Below are 18,305 nucleotides of genomic sequence, written 5' to 3' on the forward strand. Positions count from 1 at the left end.
ATATGGATTTTTCAGAATAATCATGATAGATTATAAAGTGAAACTTTAATCAGTAGAGGGTGTTCATCCCCACTGATTATTAGTTGAATCAATCGGGCATTAACGGACAGTTGATCTCCCACCTAACTTCCTTGCCCAGCCAATTTTAAGGTGGGAGTTTTGCTGCCCGTTAATGCGGGATAAATATGCATAACGCATCAAAAGACCTGACAAAAGAAAGGGGAACTACATGAGTACGCAGATGTTAACTTTAACTTCTATCTCTATTTACATGCTCGGGATGTTAGTAATCGGCTATTTCGCCTACAAACGAACGTCCAACTTAACAGATTATATGCTTGGCGGGCGTACACTAGGCCCCGCAGTAACAGCATTAAGTGCTGGAGCATCCGATATGAGTGGTTGGCTTTTAATGGGATTACCCGGTGCAATGTTTAGCGTTGGATTAAGTAGTAGTTGGATTGCGATCGGCCTAACACTAGGCGCATACGCAAACTGGCTTTATGTCGCTCCTCGCTTACGTACCTACTCAGAAATTGCAAACAACTCTATTACTATTCCAGAATTTTTGGAACACCGTTTCCACGACAAATCTCATATGCTACGCTTAGTATCCGGACTTGTTATTATGATTTTCTTTACTTTTTATGTAGCTTCAGGATTAGTTTCAGGCGCTGTATTATTTGAAAATTCATTTGGCATGAACTATCATGTTGGATTATTCATTGTTGCAGGCGTTGTTGTCGCTTACACATTATTTGGTGGTTTCTTAGCAGTAAGTTGGACAGACTTCGTACAAGGAATCATTATGGTGGTCGCTCTTATTCTTGTTCCTATCGTAACAATTATGAATTCGAACGGACTTGGACCTGCATTTGATACAATTCGATCTGTAGATCCAACACGTCTAGATATTTTTAAAGGTGCCTCTACTTTAGGAATGATTTCTCTATTCGCATGGGGCCTTGGTTATGTCGGACAACCTCATATTATCGTACGCTTTATGGCAATTTCTTCTGTAAAAGAACTTAAAAGTGCACGAAGAATTGGTATGAGCTGGATGATTTTCTCTGTTGTTGGAGCTATGTTTACTGGTCTTATTGGTATTGCTTACTATTCACAACAAGAGTTGACATTATCTAATCCAGAGACAATTTTCCTTGAACTTGGGAAAATTTTATTCCATCCACTTATTACTGGATTTTTATTAGCAGCCATTCTAGCAGCGATTATGAGTACAATTTCATCACAGCTACTCGTTACTTCTAGTGCTGTAACTGAAGATTTATATCGTACATTCTTCAAACGTTCTGCATCTGATAAAGAACTTGTATTTGTCGGTCGTATGGCTGTACTTGTTATTGCATTAGTTGGGTGCGCATTAGCGTTTAAACAAAATGATACGATTTTAGCTCTTGTTGGATACGCTTGGGCTGGATTTGGTTCTTCATTCGGACCTGCTATTTTATTAAGCTTATATTGGAAACGTATGACGAAGTGGGGCGCACTTGCCGGTATGATTTCTGGTGCCGCTACTGTTATTATATGGACTCAATTCAAATTCTTAAAAGATTTCTTATATGAAATGATTCCAGGTTTCGCTATTAGTTTACTAGCCATCGTAATTGTTAGTTTACTAACACAACCTTCAAAAGAAGTTAAAGAGCAATTTGAGGATTTCGAAAAACAACATCGTCATAATTTATAAAAAAATCTCTGCTGTTATCATAACAGCAGAGATTTTTTACAGTTCGACAATCTTTTTATCAAATTTAACAAATTCTTTATGTTTCGTTAAATTTAACATAACACTACTCCTTTATAGTATGAGTATCAGCACTTATACAGAAAGGGGACTCCAACATGTTAGCAGCTTTCCAGCAACAACAAACACGAAAATTTTCACCTATCACAAATACTTCTGCGTCTTGTTTAAACATGCAACCTAACCCGCCTAAAATTTCAATTGCTCCTTCTGTTATTTCAGTCATCGGTGTTCATATGGAAAAACATAAATTAAAAATAAAAACGGGACAAAACATTGTGTTATCAGCTTCCATTTTACCAATACAAGCAACGAATAAAGAGCTTATTTGGTCAAATATGAATTCTGATATCATCACCATATATCCAAAAGGTGACACCGTGACGATTACTGGAAAAAGTGCAGGTAAAGCAGTCGTAATTGTCACAACTGCTGAAGGCAAATTTCGTGACCTATGTGTCATTCATGTACAACCTTATATGACAAATCCAAAGTAAAAGAGTGGCTTCGTAGCCACTCTTTTACTTGATTTCAATATTTGAGTTTTTACTTTTTACAAGGTTAATAAAAAATTGGATATAACCATACATTTTTTTTGATGGAAATTCTACTAAACTTTCCCCGTCTTGATTTAAGTCAATGAATCTCCTTCTCTTCCCTATTACAATGAAAACAATATTAGAAAAGGAGGACATATTATGACTGAACGAAAGTACGCCTTATTTGCTAGCACATCTCTTCTTGTTATGGCATTCATTGCATTTTTCTCTTACGGTTTTGTTCATGGAAACCTCGTTATACAAGGAGATGCGAGTACAACATTCCATAATATCCAAACTTCAAATTCACTTTTCAAAGCGGAAGTTTTTGGGTGGATTATCATTTTTATCACTGATATTGTCGCTGCGTGGGCTCTTTATTTCTTTCTAAAACCAATTCATACTAGCCTCTCATTACTAGCCGCTTTGCTTCGTCTTATGTATACAGCTATACTTGGGATTGCTATATTCAATCTAATATTGGCATTATTGCTTTCAAAAAATACAATTGCAAATCCAGAAACATATACAATGTTGTTTCTCAGTGCATTCGAATACATTTGGTCTGTAGGATTGATCATTTTTGGATTGCATCTTTTCGTTTTAGGCTATGTAGCTTTTCTCTCTAAACAGATACCAAAGTTTATTAGTATACTGCTGTTCATTGCTGCTACCGGTTATATGCTAATTCACGTCATGAATACAATGTTTACACAATACGATACAATGATTTCACTCATACAATCACTATTCCAATTACCTATGATTGCAGGTGAATTAGGACTTGCGATATGGCTACTATTGAAAGGTGGTAAACACTCTAATTAAGCCGTTTCTTAATTCTACTTAATGATTCTGGTGTCATGCCAAGATAGCTTGCTAGCTGATATTGTGGAACGCGATGAATTAAATACGGGCGTTTTCGTAACAATGTTTTATATCGCTCTTCTGGTGTCGATGAGATAAATACAGCAAGTTCATCTTGTACTTCACCGAAATTGTACTCGATCATTTTACGCGTCATTTCTTCTAATTGTGAATACTTATTATACATGTCCTTTTCACTATGTAGATCACCAACAACTACAGTACAATCTTCTAAACACGTTAACGTATATGATGAAGATTTATCTTGTTTATGATGGTTGAAATTCGAAATTGCCTGTTCTTCTGTATAAAAATTTGATGTAACTTCTTTCCCTGCTTCATCTATACTATGTTGCCTAACGCATCCTTTTAATACAAAATAACATTTTAACGGAACATTTCCTTGTCTTAGGAGCACTGTTCCTTTTTTATATTCTTCAATTTGTAATTCACTGAGAATCATTTGCTGCTCTTCTTCACTTAGTGTTGTAAATCTATTCATATACTTCTTTAATATCTCTTCCATTTTCTTCCCCCTTCTACGCCCGTATTTCTATAAAACAAAAAGAGAAGTATCACAACTTCTCTTTTCTCCCCTAACACTATAATTCCTGTGTATACACTGGCTCATTTACGACATTTTTTGCTGTTCGCTTTTGTTGCTGCAGTAAGAAAACAGATACACCAAACAATACGAGCATGCTACCGATAATTTGCATTGCATTTAATTTTTCTCCAAGTAAGAAGAACGCAAGTATAGATGCTCCAACAGGTTCTCCTAAAATACTCATTGAAATTGTCGTTGCATTTACATAATTTAATAGCCAGTTATTAATTACATGTGACACTGTCGGCACAACCGCAAGTAAAAGAAAAACAGTCCAATCCCACTTCGTATAACCTGTAAAGGGTACTTGTAATATAACATTATAAATCCCCATAAAAAGACCTGCGAACGCAAAGACTGTAAAGCTATAAATCCAGTGCGATACTTTCTTCACTGTCGTTTGCCCGATAAATAAATAACCGACAACCGCTATTACACTTAGAAAGGATAATATGTCACCATAAATTGCTTGCTTACTTAAACCTAAATCTCCCCAACCAATGCACATTACTCCTAAAATAGCGATTCCCATCGTTGCAATGGCTGAATATGTTGTTCTTTCTTTAAATAGAAAAAAACCTCCAACTAAAGATACGATTGGTTGAAGTGCCAAAATAATTGTTGAACTAGCAACTGTTGTATGCTTTAAAGATTCAAACCATAAAAGAAAATGAAGTGCTAAAAAGAAACCAGATCCAATTAAAAAGCCCCAATCTTTCATTTGAATCCTATTAAATTCCTCTCTTTTTTTCCATACGATAGGCAGCATAATAAGTACGATAATCCATAAGCGGTACATACTTAATATTGAAGATGGTGCTGAGGACATCTTTACAAAAACTGCTGCAAAGGAAATGGCAATTATAGAAATTGCTAATGGTAGTGCGATTGATTTTTCTTGTTTCAAATCCTGTCTCCCCTCTCACCTGTCAAAAATCCCACTTCATTATATCCGTTTTCTTTCGCAACTTAAATACTAATTTTTTAGATTCTTCGTACCATTATGGTAAAATAGAAATTAAGGCACCAATTAGTGAATATTTCTTTCCTTTTCACTACAAGCGTCGCTCTTACAATCGTTACAGTAAATTTTTATTTAGGGGGATCTACATGAGTCAAACAATAGGGAGAATTGAAGAAATTTCATTTTATAGCGCATCACTTCAAGAAGATGTTACACTTCTCGTTTATTTACCAGTAAATTACACACCACTGCACAAACATACAGTTGTAATTGCACAAGATGGTAGAGATTATTTTCAGCTTGGTAAAGCGCACCGTGTAATTGAGCGCCTTCGTGAAACCGAAGAAATTGACCGTACAATTATTGTCGGTATTCCATATAAAAATGTACATGATCGTAAAGAAAAATATTTCCCAAATGAAGTAAAAAATGCTGCATATATTCGTTTCCTTGCTCATGAACTTGCACCATATATTGATGAAAATTATCCAACGTACCAAATGGGAAAAGGTCGTGTTTTAATTGGTGATTCTCTTGGCGGAACAGTTTCCTTTATGACTGCACTTATGTATCCGCATACATTCGGTAAAGTCGTTATGCAATCACCATTTGTGGATGAGACAGTGATGAACTTAGCAAAAGAATTCAAAGATCCACAGGCGTTAGAACTGTATCACGTCATCGGTACAGAAGAAACGGCTGTAAAGCGTACTGATGGACAAGTATCTGATTTCGTAGGGCCGAACCGTGAGTTAAATACACTTCTTACAGATAGAAACTTCATCACGCATTATGAGGAATTTGAAGGCAATCATACTTGGAAATATTGGCAGACTGATTTACCGAAAGCCTTCTCTCATATTCTATCAATGAAATAATAGAGAGCAGTATTCAGAATAATTTGATATAATAGATAAAGAGATTTATTTATCTCAAAATCTAACTAGACTTACAAAGGGAGGAATTGGAACATGAAATTAGGCATTGTAATTTTTCCATCTAAAATGATTCAAGATAAAGCGAACGGATTGCGTAAACGTTATGACCCGCACTACGCATTAGTTCCGCCACATATTACATTAAAAACACCCTTTGAGGCGCAAGATGAACAATTAGAGTCGATTGTAAACGAGTTACATACAATCGCAAGTAAAACGAACCCTTTCACCCTTCATGTTGGGAAAGTTGGTTCATTCGCACCTGTTAATAACGTCCTTTACTTTAAAGTAGAAAAAACACCTGAACTTACTTTCTTAAATGAAGAAATGCATAGCGGGTTATTCACGCAAGAACGCGAATATGCTTTCGTACCTCATTTAACAATCGGACAAGGCTTATCAGATGCAGAGCATGCTGATGTGTTGGGCCGATTACGTATGAAAGATTTCTATTACGAACAACCAATTGATCGTTTCCATCTTCTATATCAATTAGAAAATGGAACATGGACTGTACACGAAACATTCCGTCTTGGAAAGGGGAACAACTAATTTGCACGCACAGATTGTACAAACGGACGAACAACTAAGAGATGCATTCTCTGTACGTAAACAAGTGTTTGTAAATGAACAACGTGTCTCTGCTGAAGAAGAGTACGATGAGTTTGAAGAAACTTCAACACACGTTGTTATATATGACAATGATGTTCCAGTTGGTGCTGGACGTTTTCGCATCCTTGATGGTATAGGAAAAATGGAACGCATTTGCGTGCTAAATTCCCATCGCAAAAAAGGGATTGGAAAAATTGTTATGGATTCTCTTGAAGCGTATGCAAAAGAAAATTCGCTACCAAAATTGAAACTTCACGCTCAAACACATGCCGAAGATTTCTATAAAAAACTTGGATATGTAACAAGTTCTGATGTATTTATGGAAGCGAATATCCCGCACGTCGTAATGATAAAAGAATTGTAATTTGAAAGCAGGAGGTGATCCCTCCTGTTTTTTTACATTGCTATTTTCTTTTTCTTCCGCTAAAGTTAAATGTTGATGCTATAGTTTTGAAGGTGAACATATGACACAAGAAAAATTTTCACAAAAATCGTTAACACACGCTGATATTCCGCGTGCGACATATCATATTCCGAAAACATCTACCCATTTAATTATGGAAGAAGATGTAGATGCGGCTTATTTCCGCGCTCTTGAACAACAAAATGTTTTTTTAAACGAAAAACAATTAGAAGCCGTGCGCACAACAGAAGGTCCTGTTCTTACACTAGCTGGTGCCGGAAGCGGGAAAACATCTGTTTTAACAACTCGCGTTGGTTATTTAGTAAATGTAAAACAAGTTCATCCACGAAATATTTTATTACTTACATTTACACAAAAAGCAGCTGAAGAAATACGAAGTCGTGTTGCGAAGTTACCAGGTATGAATCATGCAGCAAGTAGCTACGTAGTTGCTGGTACATTCCACTCTGTTTTCTTAAAATTACTTCGCAGTCAAGGTTATAATCAGCAAATTTTAGCAAATGAAAAACATAAACAAATTATGATAAAGAAAATCTTAAAAGAATTGCGTTTAAAAGACGATTATGATGCTGAAACGATGCTCGCGATGATTTCACTTGAGAAAAACAAATTAAATCGTCCGAAAGATGTAAAAGCGAAAACACCAGTCGAACAAGAATTTAAAGAAGTATACGAACGTTTTGAAGAGGTAAAACAAAGATACAATTATATTGATTTCGATGACATCTTATTGGAAACATATTATATGTTAGAAAATAATGCTCCTTTACTAACTCAATTACAACAACGTTTTCACTACATTGAAGTAGATGAGTTTCAAGATACATCGTATGCACAATATGAAATCGTAAAATTGTTAGCCACGCCAAGAAATAATTTATTTATCGCAGGTGATGACGACCAGGCGATATACGGCTGGCGAGGAGCAAGTCACCAAATTATTTTATCTTTTCCAAAAGAATTTGATAACACAACAATCATTGCACTAAATACGAATTATCGATCCAATCCCTTTATCGTCGGGCTTGGAAATGAAGTTATAAAATTAAATCAAGAACGTTTTGATAAAGAGCTATACTCTGTTCGTGAGGAAGGTGTACAACCTTTTTATGCAAGACCTGCTACGACTCTTGATGAAGCAAATCAAATTTTGCAGCTTATTCAAGAAAAAGTAGAGAGTGGTGAACGTAACTTTAAAGATTTTTGTTTACTGTATCGCACACATTCTGTAAGTCGTTCGTTACTTGATCAGCTTACCATTCATAAAATCCCGTTTATTAAACACGGAGCGAGCCAATCATTTTATGAACATTCTTTAATTAAGCCTGTATTAGATCATTTAAGACTCGTGATTGAGCCGTTTCGACTAGAATCACTTTCAAACATATTGCCGACGATGTATATCGGACGTGATGATTGTATTTCATTTATTGAACGTGAACAATGGAAATATGGTGAGGGGCGCTTCCCTTCTCTTCTTCATTTCTTACTATTAAATCCAAGCTTAAAACCTTTTCAAGTGAAAAAGGTAAATGAGCGCATCGATTTTATTAAGTTTATTAAAGAATTAGAACCGAAAAAAGCATTAAAAGAAATCATTCATGGTAAAGGAAAATATTTAGAGTACTTACAAAGTAACGATCGTTCTTCCTTTACAATGCATAAAGACATACAAGAAGAAATGTTGGAAGAATTAATGGAGTCTGCAACTCGTTTCACCGATATTCCAGCTTATTTACAATTTATCGACGAGGCGATTCAAGGTCAAAAAGAAATGGAAGCATTAAAAACAATGCCGCAAAAAGATGCCGTTTCACTTATGTCAATTCATAACGCAAAAGGCCTTGAATTTCCATGTGTCTTTTTACTTGGAGCGAGTGATGGAATCCTGCCTCATACTTCTTCTTTAAAAGATGCAAATGATCGTGTTACGGAAACTTCTGAAGCGTTAGAAGAAGAACGCCGATTACTTTACGTTGCCATTACACGTGCGAAAGAAGAACTTTACATTTCTTCTCCGCAATTTTTCAGAGGAAAGAAATTAGATATATCTCGTTTTTTATATACTGTGCGAAAAGATTTACCTGAAAAGACATCCACTAAATAAGGATGTCTTTTTTTATATCACGTTATGTACATCCCTCCTATATAAATTCCTTGTTTTTATCGTGAGAATTAACGTAATATCAGCCATATCCCACTCATATTGTAATAGTGTATGTCAGAACTCACGAGAAGGAGTGAACATAATGAGCTGCAATTGTAATGAAGATCATCAACATGAGTGTGATTTCAACTGTGTATCGAATGTTGTTCGTTTTATACATGAACTACAAGAATGTGCAACGACAACATGTGGATCTGGTTGCGAAGTTCCATTTTTAGGTGCACATAACAATGCATCAGTAGCGAATACACGTCCTTTTATTTTATACACAAAAACTGGAGAACCTTTTGAAGCATTTGCACCATCTTCAAGCCTTACTAGCTGCCGATCTCCCATTTTCCGCGTAGAAAGTATAGATGATGATGACTGTGCTGTATTGCGTGTATTAACTGTAGTTTTAGGTGATGGTACCGGTGTACCACCTGGTGACGACCCAATCTGTACGTTTTTAGCTGTACCAAATGCAAGACTAATATCAACCTCCACTTGCATTACTGTTGATTTAAGTTGCTTCTGCGCTATTCAATGCTTACGCGATGTTTCTATTTAAAACTAAATAATGAGTTAAGCATGGATTGGGTGGCAGAGTATTCTGCCACCCAATCCATGCTTAACGAGTATTCTTATGTAAATTTCTTAAAATTGGGAACTTGTCTAGAACATAGAACCTGTCCTTTTCATTAACTGAAAGTAGAAACAGATAAAGGAGTGAAAAACATGTTCTCTTCTGATTGCGAATTTACTAAAATCGATTGTGAGGCGAAGCCAGCTAGTACACTACCTGCCTTTGGTTTTGCTTTCAACGCGTCTGCACCTCAGTTTGCTTCACTATTTACACCACTATTATTACCTAGCGTAAGTCCAAACCCAAATATTACTGTTCCTGTAATAAATGATACAGTAAGTGTCGGAGATGGCATTCGAATTCTACGAGCTGGTATTTATCAAATTAGTTATACATTAACAATTAGTCTTGATAACGTACCTACTGCACCAGAAGCTGGTCGTTTCTTCTTATCATTAAATACACCAGCTAACATTATTCCTGGATCAGGTACAGCAGTTCGTTCTAACGTTATTGGTACTGGTGAAGTAGACGTATCCAGCGGTGTTATTCTTATTAACTTAAATCCTGGTGACTTAATTCAAATTGTGCCAGTTCAGTTAATTGGAACTGTAGACATTCGTGCTGCAGCATTAACAGTTGCACAAATTAGCTAGTAAAAAGCGGTATTTCTAATACAGAAATACCGCTTTTTATATATAATAAAAAACACTCACAGTAGCATGAGTGTTTCATTCTTCATATTGTTTTATTGTGTTCTTCTTTTTCCCACAATTGCATCCCTTTTTCTTCACAAATCCTTGTTGTTGTAATTGTTCTTGATATGCCTGTTGTTGTGCTTGGTGTTGTTGCTGTATATGATACCACTGCTGCAGGTCATATGAATTCTGCCTTAGATTATTGCTCACAGCAAACATCTCCTCTACTGTCAATTCTGTCTATTTACTATATGAACAACTCTTTATTTCCGTTCCCTCATTCTTTTAAACTCCGCTTTTTCTCGTATTATGAAAATATATTATTCTCCCATAAAATATCCTGTAATTGTTTCAATGATTGCTGCCGCTCCTGCAATAGCTAATAATGCAAGTAACGGTTCCGCAACGATAGGGATCCAATTATATAAGACTAATAAAAAAGCACTAACCCATACACCTGTACACCAATAACAGCTTAATAATTCGCCAATCCACTTTCTTAATCCATTACCTTTCACTTTTGTAAACGTTGATACACTTCCATCCGGCTCCGTAATCTCTAATTCATCAATAAATGGTCTTCGCAAAAAGGCTGTAATTTTATCATAAACAATTAAACGAGTGAGCCTAAAAGCAGCTAACGCAAAAATAAAAAATAAAAGCCAGCTTGTAAACAGCATAATTCCACCTACCCTTATCCTCTTTCGCCTATTTAAAAAAAAAGGTCTTGAGATTGTGACCAAATCTCCTCGACTCCAATATCTTATTAATGTAAATACAAACAAGAAGATAAGGAGTGACATTAATGAGTTGTAACGAAAATAAACACCATGGCTCTTCTCATTGTGTAGTTGACGTTGTAAAATTCATCAATGAATTACAAGATTGTTCTACAACAACATGTGGATCTGGTTGTGAAATCCCATTTTTAGGTGCACACAATACTGCATCAGTAGCAAATACACGCCCTTTTATTTTATACACAAAAACTGGAGAACCTTTTGAAGCATTTGCACCATCTTCAAGCCTTACTAGCTGCCGATCTCCAATTTTCCGTGTGGAAAGTGTAGATGATGATAGCTGTGCTGTGCTACGTGTATTAACTGTAGTATTAGGTGACGGTACTCCGGTACCACCTGGTGACGATCCAATTTGTACGTTTTTAGCTGTACCAAATGCAAGATTAATATCTACAACTACTTGCATTACTGTTGATTTAAGCTGTTTCTGTGCGATTCAATGCTTACGCGACGTTTCTATCGTAAAGTAAACTAAAAAACTATTGGGGTGGTAGAAGCTTTCTACCACCTTTACATATTTAAAAACCGGCCATACTAATCGATTGGATATCATCTATAGACAACCTAATATCTCTCATACTATTTTGCGGCATAATAGATACAATGCCATGACGATACGATATGATCGATCCAACATATGAGACTGTAGCTGTTTTTATTCTGCATCTTACTTTCGGAATGTAATGAGGGCGGTTTAGTAAAAAATGAATTTTTTCATCATTATTCATATCCTTAAATGATTTATTATACGGGACAGTTCTTACTGGTTCTGGTTCTTGCTCTTCTTGTTCTATGTGTTCTTCTTTTTCTTCTTCTATTTTTTCTTCCACTTGCTGCTCTTCTTGTTGTTCTTGTTCTATTACCTCTTCCACAGCACTTCTTACAATATTTTCTTGTCTATTACTTTTCTCTTTTTGATCTTCATTTTCAAAGTTTGTCAGGATAATCCTTTTTATTTTCGGTGCAGCAAGTTCTAAACTTACTTGCGTGATATATAACAACGGTTTTCCAACTGTTGAACTTTTATTTTTATTCTTCACACTCGTCCCTCCCACTTCCATACGTAGCTAAATAAATCGTGTACTATTATAGTTATATTCATCACGTGGTAAGAACTTTCGTTAAAAATCGTTCTTTCTAAGAACAAATAAAAAGGACAATCTCAGCATTTAGAGATTGTCCTTTAAAAATTAATATTATATTTATCCTAGGATATGATACCCTGAATCAACATGAATGTTTTCTCCTGTTACACCGCGTGCTAAATCACTGAATAGGAATACTGCTGTATCGCCAACTTCTTCTTGCGTTGTTGTACGACGAAGTGGTGCGCGCTCCTCAATTTCTCTTAAGATTGAGTTGAAATCGCCTACACCTTTTGCAGATAACGTACGAATTGGTCCTGCAGAAATAGCGTTAACACGAATACCGTGTTGACCTAAATCGTTCGCTAAATATTTCACGCTCGCTTCTAATGAAGCTTTCGCAACACCCATAACGTTATAATTTTTCACAACGCGCTCGCCGCCAAGGTATGTTAATGTTAAAATATTTCCGCCTTCTGTCATTACTTTCTTCGCTTCTCTTGCTACAGCTGTTAAAGAGAATGCGCTAATATTTTGTGCAAGTAAAAATCCATCGCGAGAAGTATCTACAAATTCACCTTTTAAGTCATCGCGATTTGCAAAAGCAATACAATGTGCTACACCGTGAATAGTACCTACTTCTTGTTTAATTGTTTCAAAGCAAGCTGTAAGTTCCTCATCATTCGTTACATCACAAGGTAATACAAGTGATTCTTGTCCTTCTAATGTGTCCGCTAATTCACGAACGTTTCTTTCTAAACGTTCTCCTGCATATGTGAATATTAATTTTGCACCTGCATTATGCAAAGAGCGAGCTATTCCCCATGCAATACTTCTTTGGTTCGCAACGCCCATAACAACAAATGTTTTCCCTTGTAATAGTTCCATGATATATCCTCCCAGAAATACTTATACTTGTTATTAGTACCTGATACTATAATTATAGTACCATAAAACCGCTTAAAGGCAAACAAAAAAGTCATTAACAGAAATTTGTTAATGACTTTTGGTTTCTATAAAAAACCGCTCTAATCCTTCTTCCCAAGACGGCATTTGTGAAAAACCATTTAATCGTAGCATGTTATGTTGAAAGATAGAATATTTGGGCCTCGCAGCTGCAGCCCCGAATTCTTCCGTTGAAACAGGTAATACATTCACTTTCATATTGGCGTACGAAAATATCTTTTGTGCAAATTCAAACCAAGAGCATGAACCACTGTTTGATACGTGGTATGTACCGTATAAAGAAGTATGAATGAGCTTATTAATAACCATATTTAAATCCGCCACATACGTAGGAGAGCCAACTTGATCCGCTACAACGGATATTTCATCTCTTTCTTTTCCTAATCGCATCATCGTTTTCACGAAATTATTTCCATATTTACCATATAGCCACGATGTGCGAACGATAAAATATTTATTATGTAACTCTTTGACGAACTGCTCCCCCGCATACTTAGAGGCCCCATATATATTTATCGGCGCTGGACTATGAAATTCGTCGTATCCATCTGGTCTGGCACCTTGAAATACATAATCAGTACTAATATAAACTAGCTTCGCCCCTACTAATTGTGAAGCAACCGCTACATTTCGAGCTCCGATTGCATTTATTCTATACGCAAAATCCTGTTCTTTCTCCGCATGATCTACTTTCGTATAGGCAGCACAATGAATAATTATATGTGGTTTTATTTCTTGTACCACTTGTTGTATTCGGGATATATTTGTCACATCTAATAACTTTTTATCAAATGGATATATATCATATTCTTCAGAGTCTAACTCTTCAAATAGTTGCTTTCCTAATTGACCGTTTGCTCCTGTTATGATAACCCTCTCTTTCATTTAACATGCCCCTTACTGGTCTTTTAGTGGTTTCCACCATTCCTTATTCTTTTCATACCATTTCACCGTCTCTTGTAATCCTTGTTCAAACGTGTATTTCGGTTCCCAATCAAATTCATTCTTCATTTTCTCTGCATCAATCGCATAACGACGATCGTGCCCTAAACGATCTGTAACATATTCAATGTCTTTTTTTGTTTTTCCTAAAAGAGTAATAATTTGTTCCACAACTTCTACATTTGTTTTTTCATTATTTCCACCTATATTATATACTTCTCCTACACGTCCCTTATGCAGAACAACATCAATCGCACTGCAATGATCCGTTACATGTAACCAATCTCTTACATTTAAACCATCACCATATAACGGTAGTTTTTTTCCTTCTAGTGCATTCGTAACCATTAATGGAATTAATTTTTCAGGATACTGGTACGGTCCATAATTGTTAGAACAACGCGTTACTATAACCGGTAATTGATATGTTTTATAGTAAGATAGAGCTATCATGTCCGCGCTCGCCTTACTTGAAGAATATGGACTATTTGGAGCTAACGGCGTTTTCTCTGTGAACTTCCCTGTTTTTCCTAAAGAGCCATACACTTCATCCGTTGATACTTGCACAAGTTTTATATGCGAATATTTTTTAACTAGTTCTAATAAAGTGACCGTCCCAATTACATTTGTATCATAAAAAGGAATCGGATTTTCAATACTACGGTCCACATGTGATTCGGCTGCAAAATTTACAATCACTTGTACGTTTCGCTCTTTTATAACGTGTTCTAATAGCTCTCCATTTTGAATTTCTCCCTTTACAAAAGAGTAATTCGGGTGATCCAGAAGAGATTTTACGTTATTTAAATTCCCGCTATATGTTAATGCATCGTAATTAATAATTTTATATGTTTCATAACTTTGTAGCATGTAATGAACGAAATTACTTCCAATAAATCCAGCCCCACCTGTTACTAATATATTCATAAACAACGCTCCTACTTAAAAACTATCTTCATATTCCTCTAATAATGGTAATATCTGATCCTTATCGGACAATATAGGATCGGTTACTGGCCAAGGAATTGCTAAATCTTTATCTTCCCAAAGTAATCCTGAGTCATGCTCTGCGCTATAATATTCATCTACTTTATACATAACGATAGTATGCGGAACAAGCGTGCAAAATCCATGCGCAAACCCTTTTGGCACTAGTAATTGCCGATGGTTATCTGCACTTAAAATATATCCTTTCCATTGTTTAAATGTTGGTGATTTTTTTCGTAAATCAACGATAACATCATAAATTGCCCCTTGCATAACTTGAATGAGTTTCGTTTGTGCTTTCGGTTTTTTTTGAAAGTGTAGTCCCCGAATCGTTCCTGCCTTAGCCGAATAAGATACGTTATCCTGTACAAATGAATACGTTATCCCTAATGTTTCTAGCACCTGCTTATTATAACTCTCTGAAAAAAAGCCACGCTCGTCTCCAAACAACCTCGGTTCTAACAATTTTGCATCGGTAAAATTTGTTTCTACAACTTTCATATTCTCACCTATTCTCCGTTAAACTGTTTCCCAAAATTAATATCACGCGCTAACGTATTCGCCTTTTGAAGCGAAGCATGAGTTCCCGCATCAGTCCACCAGCCGCTCATTTCATTATAAGTAAGTACCCCTCGTTTTAAATACCAATTATTTATATCTGTAATTTCAAGTTCTCCCCGTGCAGAAGGTTTTAATTCTTTAATATAAGAAAAGACTTTCGAATCATACAAATAAATTCCCGTAACCGCATAAGAACTTTTCGGCTCTTTCGGCTTTTCTTCAATTTCAACTATTTTTCGGTTTTGAATATGTGCTACGCCAAATCTTTCGGGATCTTCTACAGATTGCAATAGCACTTTCGCACCTTCTTTTTGATTTGCAAACTCTTCAACATACGGAAGAATATCATCTGAAAAAATATTATCCCCTAATATAACTACCATACGATCATTCCCGACGAAATCTTCACAAAGCCCTAACGCCTGTGCGATCCCGCCCGCTTTATCTTGCACACGATACGTAAAGGACACTCCAAATTCATGACCACTCCCTAAAAAGCTAACAACATCCCCCATATGCTCTTTACCCGTAATAATCATAATATCTGTAATATCGCATTGTTTTAGCTTATATACCGCATGATAAATCATCGGATACCGACCAACAGGAAGTAAATGTTTATTCGTTACTTTCGTTATTGGATATAATCTCGATCCAGTACCACCTGCTAAAATAATTCCTTTCACTTTTCATCTCTCCTTTATGATGGAGATAATATATCTTTGTAATGTTCTACAAACACTTTCCGGTACTTCTCATATGTATCCGCATCAAACTCATCCCCGTTGTAATGAATACACCATAAATTTGCTTGATTTGGGATACCAATTAAATAACCAGCCCTTTGAAACTCTAAAGACTGTGACACATCATAAAAGTGAAACCCTTGAAACAAATCTTCTCGCCACGGAATATCATACTGCGTTGCCATGAATAAACCATCAATTGCCTGAACTGAAAAAAATGGTTGATTACCATAAAAAACCTGATCTAAATTTAATAATTGATAATTTCGTCTTCTATACTCAATCACTTTCCCTACTAAATTTTTCCCTTCCCACCATATCCCGTTATTCGGTAAAAACTGAGCCCCAGCGACTCCTATTAAACCAAGCTTTTCATTTTCTTTAAAAAGAGATATAAGTGTAGAAAACATGTCTCGATTAATAAGATATGTATCTTGATGTATATACACTTTGTATTTCGCTGGATATGAAAGGGCTCGGTTGTATGCACTTGCCATACTTTGCGCATCTCGTATCGGAAAAATTTGCACGACATAACCAGGGGGAACAAAAATGTTTCTTATTTGGCTCTCACATTGTTTGAAAAGCTCCTCATTATTTACACAAACAACGACTAATATTGTATGATCTTTCATTTTTGTCCCCCCTTTTATTCTTCCTTATTTACATCTGACATATAGTGTTCCACAAATATTTTCCGATACTTTTCATAGTTCGTCATATTCACATCAAAATGATAATGGATACACCAAGCATCGCGCTGTACAGGTACACCGACTGTATATCCTGCTTTTTTAAATTCAAATGATTGAGATACATCATAAAAATCAAATCCGTCAAATAAGTCTTCTCGCCACGGAACATCATATTGTGTCGCCATTAATAAACCATCAATACATTCTACAGGAATAAATGTTTTTGATTCATGATACGGTTGTTCTAAACTTGCCATATAAAACAAATCATTCATATAACCAATGACTTTTCCTACAATTCCACGCCCTTCGTTCCATACGCCAGTCGGAGGAACATATTGCGCTCCAACCATCCCAATCATCCCAAGGTTTTCATGTTCCTCAAATAATTGAAGTAATCCGTATAAAAAAGCCCTATTTATAATAAAAACATCTTGATGTAAATACACTTTATACTTCGCTGGATGCGAAATGGCTTGATTGTATCCACTCGTCATACTTTTCGCATTTCGAATCGGCATAAATTGGACAATATACCCTGGCGGTACTAACAATTGCAATATATGTCGCACGCAGTTTGCATACAATTTCCGATCATTTATGCATGTAACAAATAATATTGTTTTGTCTGCAGCACTCATAATTGTGATTTTTCAGCTTCAATAATATACTGAAATACAACTGTCTCAGCCATGAAGCCACTTCCAAGACGATATTTTTTACAAATTCCATATAACTCCTCAATAAGCGGCTCATACATTTTATGATCAACATATACACGATCTACTTTACTAATTGAATATCCTGCTTTTAAAAACATTCTTAGCATTTCATTGAATGTAAAGAAACGAATATGTGTTTTATCTAATAAACCATATTCTGTATACGTCCAATTTCCAGCAAGTAAGGGAGCTAATACTGAAATATGAGCAACGTTTGGTATACTTGCTAAAATCACACCATTTTGCTTTATATATGGCTTAACCTTTTCAATCACAGCCCACGGATCAAATAAATGCTCTAATACATCCCCAAATAGGACGCAATCAAATTGCCCCTCCTCATAAGGAAGATCTATTTTTTCTATATCCCCTAAAATAACATGATCTAGTCTTTCCTTCGCTTTTTCTGCCGCCTCTGGAAATGCCTCTATTCCTGATACACGTGTACCGTTTTCTTTAATAGCTGCTCCCAATGCTCCGCTCGAGCAACCAATATCAAGAACTTCTTTCCATTCCTTTTTTATATGCTTTAATAAATTCGGATTCGCTGCATTGTAATAATGCTCGGATTTTTCTTCATATAAAGAACTTTTTTCGCGATTCATTTCACACACTCCTTATGCAAATTGAATTAGAAATATAAATCTCATATGAA

General features: G+C 35.8%; 23 protein-coding genes. 10 read left to right on the forward strand and 13 right to left on the reverse strand.

The window, feature by feature from the left end; genetic code table 11:
* The first annotated feature begins 229 nt into the window (after positions 1-229).
* The 3 genes from putP (at position 230) to ACQGSG_RS11860 (ending at position 3,132) form a co-directional block, all read left to right on the forward strand.
* On the forward strand, positions 230-1,708 hold the full coding sequence (putP, locus tag ACQGSG_RS11850; protein ID WP_000107211.1) for a sodium/proline symporter PutP: 1,479 nt from the start codon (positions 230-232) through the stop codon (positions 1,706-1,708).
* A gap of 155 nt (positions 1,709-1,863) precedes the next feature.
* A complete protein-coding gene (locus ACQGSG_RS11855) occupies positions 1,864-2,262 on the forward strand; it encodes an Ig-like domain-containing protein (RefSeq protein WP_000878734.1) in 399 nt (132 codons plus the stop codon).
* Positions 2,263-2,463: 201 nt separating this feature from the next.
* Positions 2,464-3,132 (forward strand): DUF4386 domain-containing protein, encoded by a 669-nt coding sequence (locus tag ACQGSG_RS11860; protein WP_000140099.1) that lies wholly within the window; start codon positions 2,464-2,466, stop codon positions 3,130-3,132.
* On the opposite strand, the gene ACQGSG_RS11865 is transcribed toward ACQGSG_RS11860, so the two are convergent.
* Positions 3,125-3,697, reverse strand: a complete 573-nt coding sequence (locus tag ACQGSG_RS11865) for a Crp/Fnr family transcriptional regulator (protein ID WP_000391242.1) — start codon at positions 3,695-3,697, stop codon at positions 3,125-3,127. The two genes, ACQGSG_RS11860 and ACQGSG_RS11865, sit on opposite strands and share 8 nt — an antisense overlap.
* 76 nt (positions 3,698-3,773) lie before the next feature.
* Positions 3,774-4,685 carry a DMT family transporter gene (locus ACQGSG_RS11870; RefSeq protein WP_000806939.1) on the reverse strand — a complete coding sequence of 304 codons (912 nt, stop codon included), beginning with the start codon at positions 4,683-4,685 and terminating at the stop codon, positions 3,774-3,776.
* A 203-nt stretch (positions 4,686-4,888) separates the two neighbouring features.
* Between ACQGSG_RS11870 and ACQGSG_RS11875 the strand changes: the two genes are divergently transcribed.
* The 6 genes from ACQGSG_RS11875 to exsF all read left to right on the forward strand — a co-directional run bounded on the left by ACQGSG_RS11875 (position 4,889) and on the right by exsF (position 10,104).
* The gene (locus ACQGSG_RS11875) at positions 4,889-5,620 is read left to right on the forward strand and encodes an alpha/beta hydrolase (protein WP_000084013.1); all 732 of its coding nucleotides are present in this window, start codon (positions 4,889-4,891) and stop codon (positions 5,618-5,620) included.
* Between the two features lie 93 nt (positions 5,621-5,713).
* Positions 5,714-6,232, forward strand: coding sequence for a YjcG family protein (locus ACQGSG_RS11880; protein ID WP_000765863.1), 519 nt, complete (start codon positions 5,714-5,716; stop codon positions 6,230-6,232).
* A 1-nt stretch (position 6,233) separates the two neighbouring features.
* A complete protein-coding gene (locus ACQGSG_RS11885) occupies positions 6,234-6,656 on the forward strand; it encodes a GNAT family N-acetyltransferase (RefSeq protein ID WP_000543295.1) in 423 nt (140 codons plus the stop codon).
* Positions 6,657-6,756: 100 nt separating this feature from the next.
* The gene (locus ACQGSG_RS11890; RefSeq protein WP_000191204.1) at positions 6,757-8,823 is read left to right on the forward strand and encodes an ATP-dependent helicase; all 2,067 of its coding nucleotides are present in this window, start codon (positions 6,757-6,759) and stop codon (positions 8,821-8,823) included.
* A gap of 142 nt (positions 8,824-8,965) precedes the next feature.
* Positions 8,966-9,433 (forward strand): spore coat protein CotY, encoded by a 468-nt coding sequence (gene cotY, locus ACQGSG_RS11895; RefSeq protein WP_325842713.1) that lies wholly within the window; start codon positions 8,966-8,968, stop codon positions 9,431-9,433.
* Between the two features lie 167 nt (positions 9,434-9,600).
* Positions 9,601-10,104 carry an exosporium protein ExsF gene (exsF, locus tag ACQGSG_RS11900; protein ID WP_000492943.1) on the forward strand — a complete coding sequence of 168 codons (504 nt, stop codon included), beginning with the start codon at positions 9,601-9,603 and terminating at the stop codon, positions 10,102-10,104.
* Positions 10,105-10,179: 75 nt separating this feature from the next.
* Here exsF and ACQGSG_RS11905 read toward each other — a convergent pair whose 3' ends face one another.
* Together ACQGSG_RS11905 and ACQGSG_RS11910 are read right to left on the reverse strand one after the other, a co-directional pair.
* On the reverse strand, positions 10,180-10,365 hold the full coding sequence (locus ACQGSG_RS11905; protein ID WP_021727509.1) for a hypothetical protein: 186 nt from the start codon (positions 10,363-10,365) through the stop codon (positions 10,180-10,182).
* Positions 10,366-10,466: 101 nt separating this feature from the next.
* Positions 10,467-10,826, reverse strand: coding sequence for a DUF1360 domain-containing protein (locus ACQGSG_RS11910; RefSeq protein WP_000899664.1), 360 nt, complete (start codon positions 10,824-10,826; stop codon positions 10,467-10,469).
* 125 nt (positions 10,827-10,951) lie between these two features.
* Between ACQGSG_RS11910 and exsY the strand changes: the two genes are divergently transcribed.
* Complete coding sequence (exsY, locus tag ACQGSG_RS11915) at positions 10,952-11,416, forward strand: exosporium assembly protein ExsY (protein ID WP_001277743.1); 465 nt, start codon at positions 10,952-10,954, stop codon at positions 11,414-11,416.
* A gap of 48 nt (positions 11,417-11,464) precedes the next feature.
* Here the strand turns inward: exsY and ACQGSG_RS11920 are convergent, their stop codons facing one another.
* From ACQGSG_RS11920 to ACQGSG_RS11960, 9 genes are all read right to left on the reverse strand, one after another.
* Positions 11,465-12,007 carry a spore coat CotO family protein gene (locus ACQGSG_RS11920; protein ID WP_002196304.1) on the reverse strand — a complete coding sequence of 181 codons (543 nt, stop codon included), beginning with the start codon at positions 12,005-12,007 and terminating at the stop codon, positions 11,465-11,467.
* 141 nt (positions 12,008-12,148) lie between these two features.
* Positions 12,149-12,919 carry an enoyl-ACP reductase FabI gene (fabI, locus tag ACQGSG_RS11925; protein WP_000421886.1) on the reverse strand — a complete coding sequence of 257 codons (771 nt, stop codon included), beginning with the start codon at positions 12,917-12,919 and terminating at the stop codon, positions 12,149-12,151.
* Between the two features lie 108 nt (positions 12,920-13,027).
* On the reverse strand, positions 13,028-13,882 hold the full coding sequence (gene rfbD, locus ACQGSG_RS11930) for a dTDP-4-dehydrorhamnose reductase (RefSeq protein WP_048568771.1): 855 nt from the start codon (positions 13,880-13,882) through the stop codon (positions 13,028-13,030).
* Positions 13,883-13,894: 12 nt separating this feature from the next.
* Positions 13,895-14,866, reverse strand: coding sequence for a dTDP-glucose 4,6-dehydratase (rfbB, locus tag ACQGSG_RS11935; RefSeq protein WP_087948071.1), 972 nt, complete (start codon positions 14,864-14,866; stop codon positions 13,895-13,897).
* Between the two features lie 15 nt (positions 14,867-14,881).
* Positions 14,882-15,427, reverse strand: coding sequence for a dTDP-4-dehydrorhamnose 3,5-epimerase (gene rfbC, locus ACQGSG_RS11940; protein ID WP_000869415.1), 546 nt, complete (start codon positions 15,425-15,427; stop codon positions 14,882-14,884).
* Between the two features lie 8 nt (positions 15,428-15,435).
* Entirely contained in the window at positions 15,436-16,173 is a 738-nt protein-coding gene (locus tag ACQGSG_RS11945; RefSeq protein ID WP_000676160.1) for a sugar phosphate nucleotidyltransferase, read from the reverse strand.
* A 14-nt stretch (positions 16,174-16,187) separates the two neighbouring features.
* Positions 16,188-16,868 (reverse strand): glycosyltransferase family protein, encoded by a 681-nt coding sequence (locus tag ACQGSG_RS11950; RefSeq protein WP_098389639.1) that lies wholly within the window; start codon positions 16,866-16,868, stop codon positions 16,188-16,190.
* A 14-nt stretch (positions 16,869-16,882) separates the two neighbouring features.
* Positions 16,883-17,569, reverse strand: a complete 687-nt coding sequence (locus ACQGSG_RS11955; protein ID WP_001271187.1) for a glycosyltransferase family protein — start codon at positions 17,567-17,569, stop codon at positions 16,883-16,885.
* Positions 17,566-18,255 (reverse strand): class I SAM-dependent methyltransferase, encoded by a 690-nt coding sequence (locus ACQGSG_RS11960; protein WP_001078432.1) that lies wholly within the window; start codon positions 18,253-18,255, stop codon positions 17,566-17,568. Before ACQGSG_RS11960 ends, ACQGSG_RS11955 begins: the two co-directional genes overlap by 4 nt.
* Between the last annotated feature and the right edge of the window lie 50 nt (positions 18,256-18,305).

The organism is Bacillus sp. GMa5/1 (genome assembly GCF_050172015.1).
GTDB classification, from domain to species: Bacteria; Bacillota; Bacilli; order Bacillales; family Bacillaceae_G; genus Bacillus_A; species Bacillus_A cereus.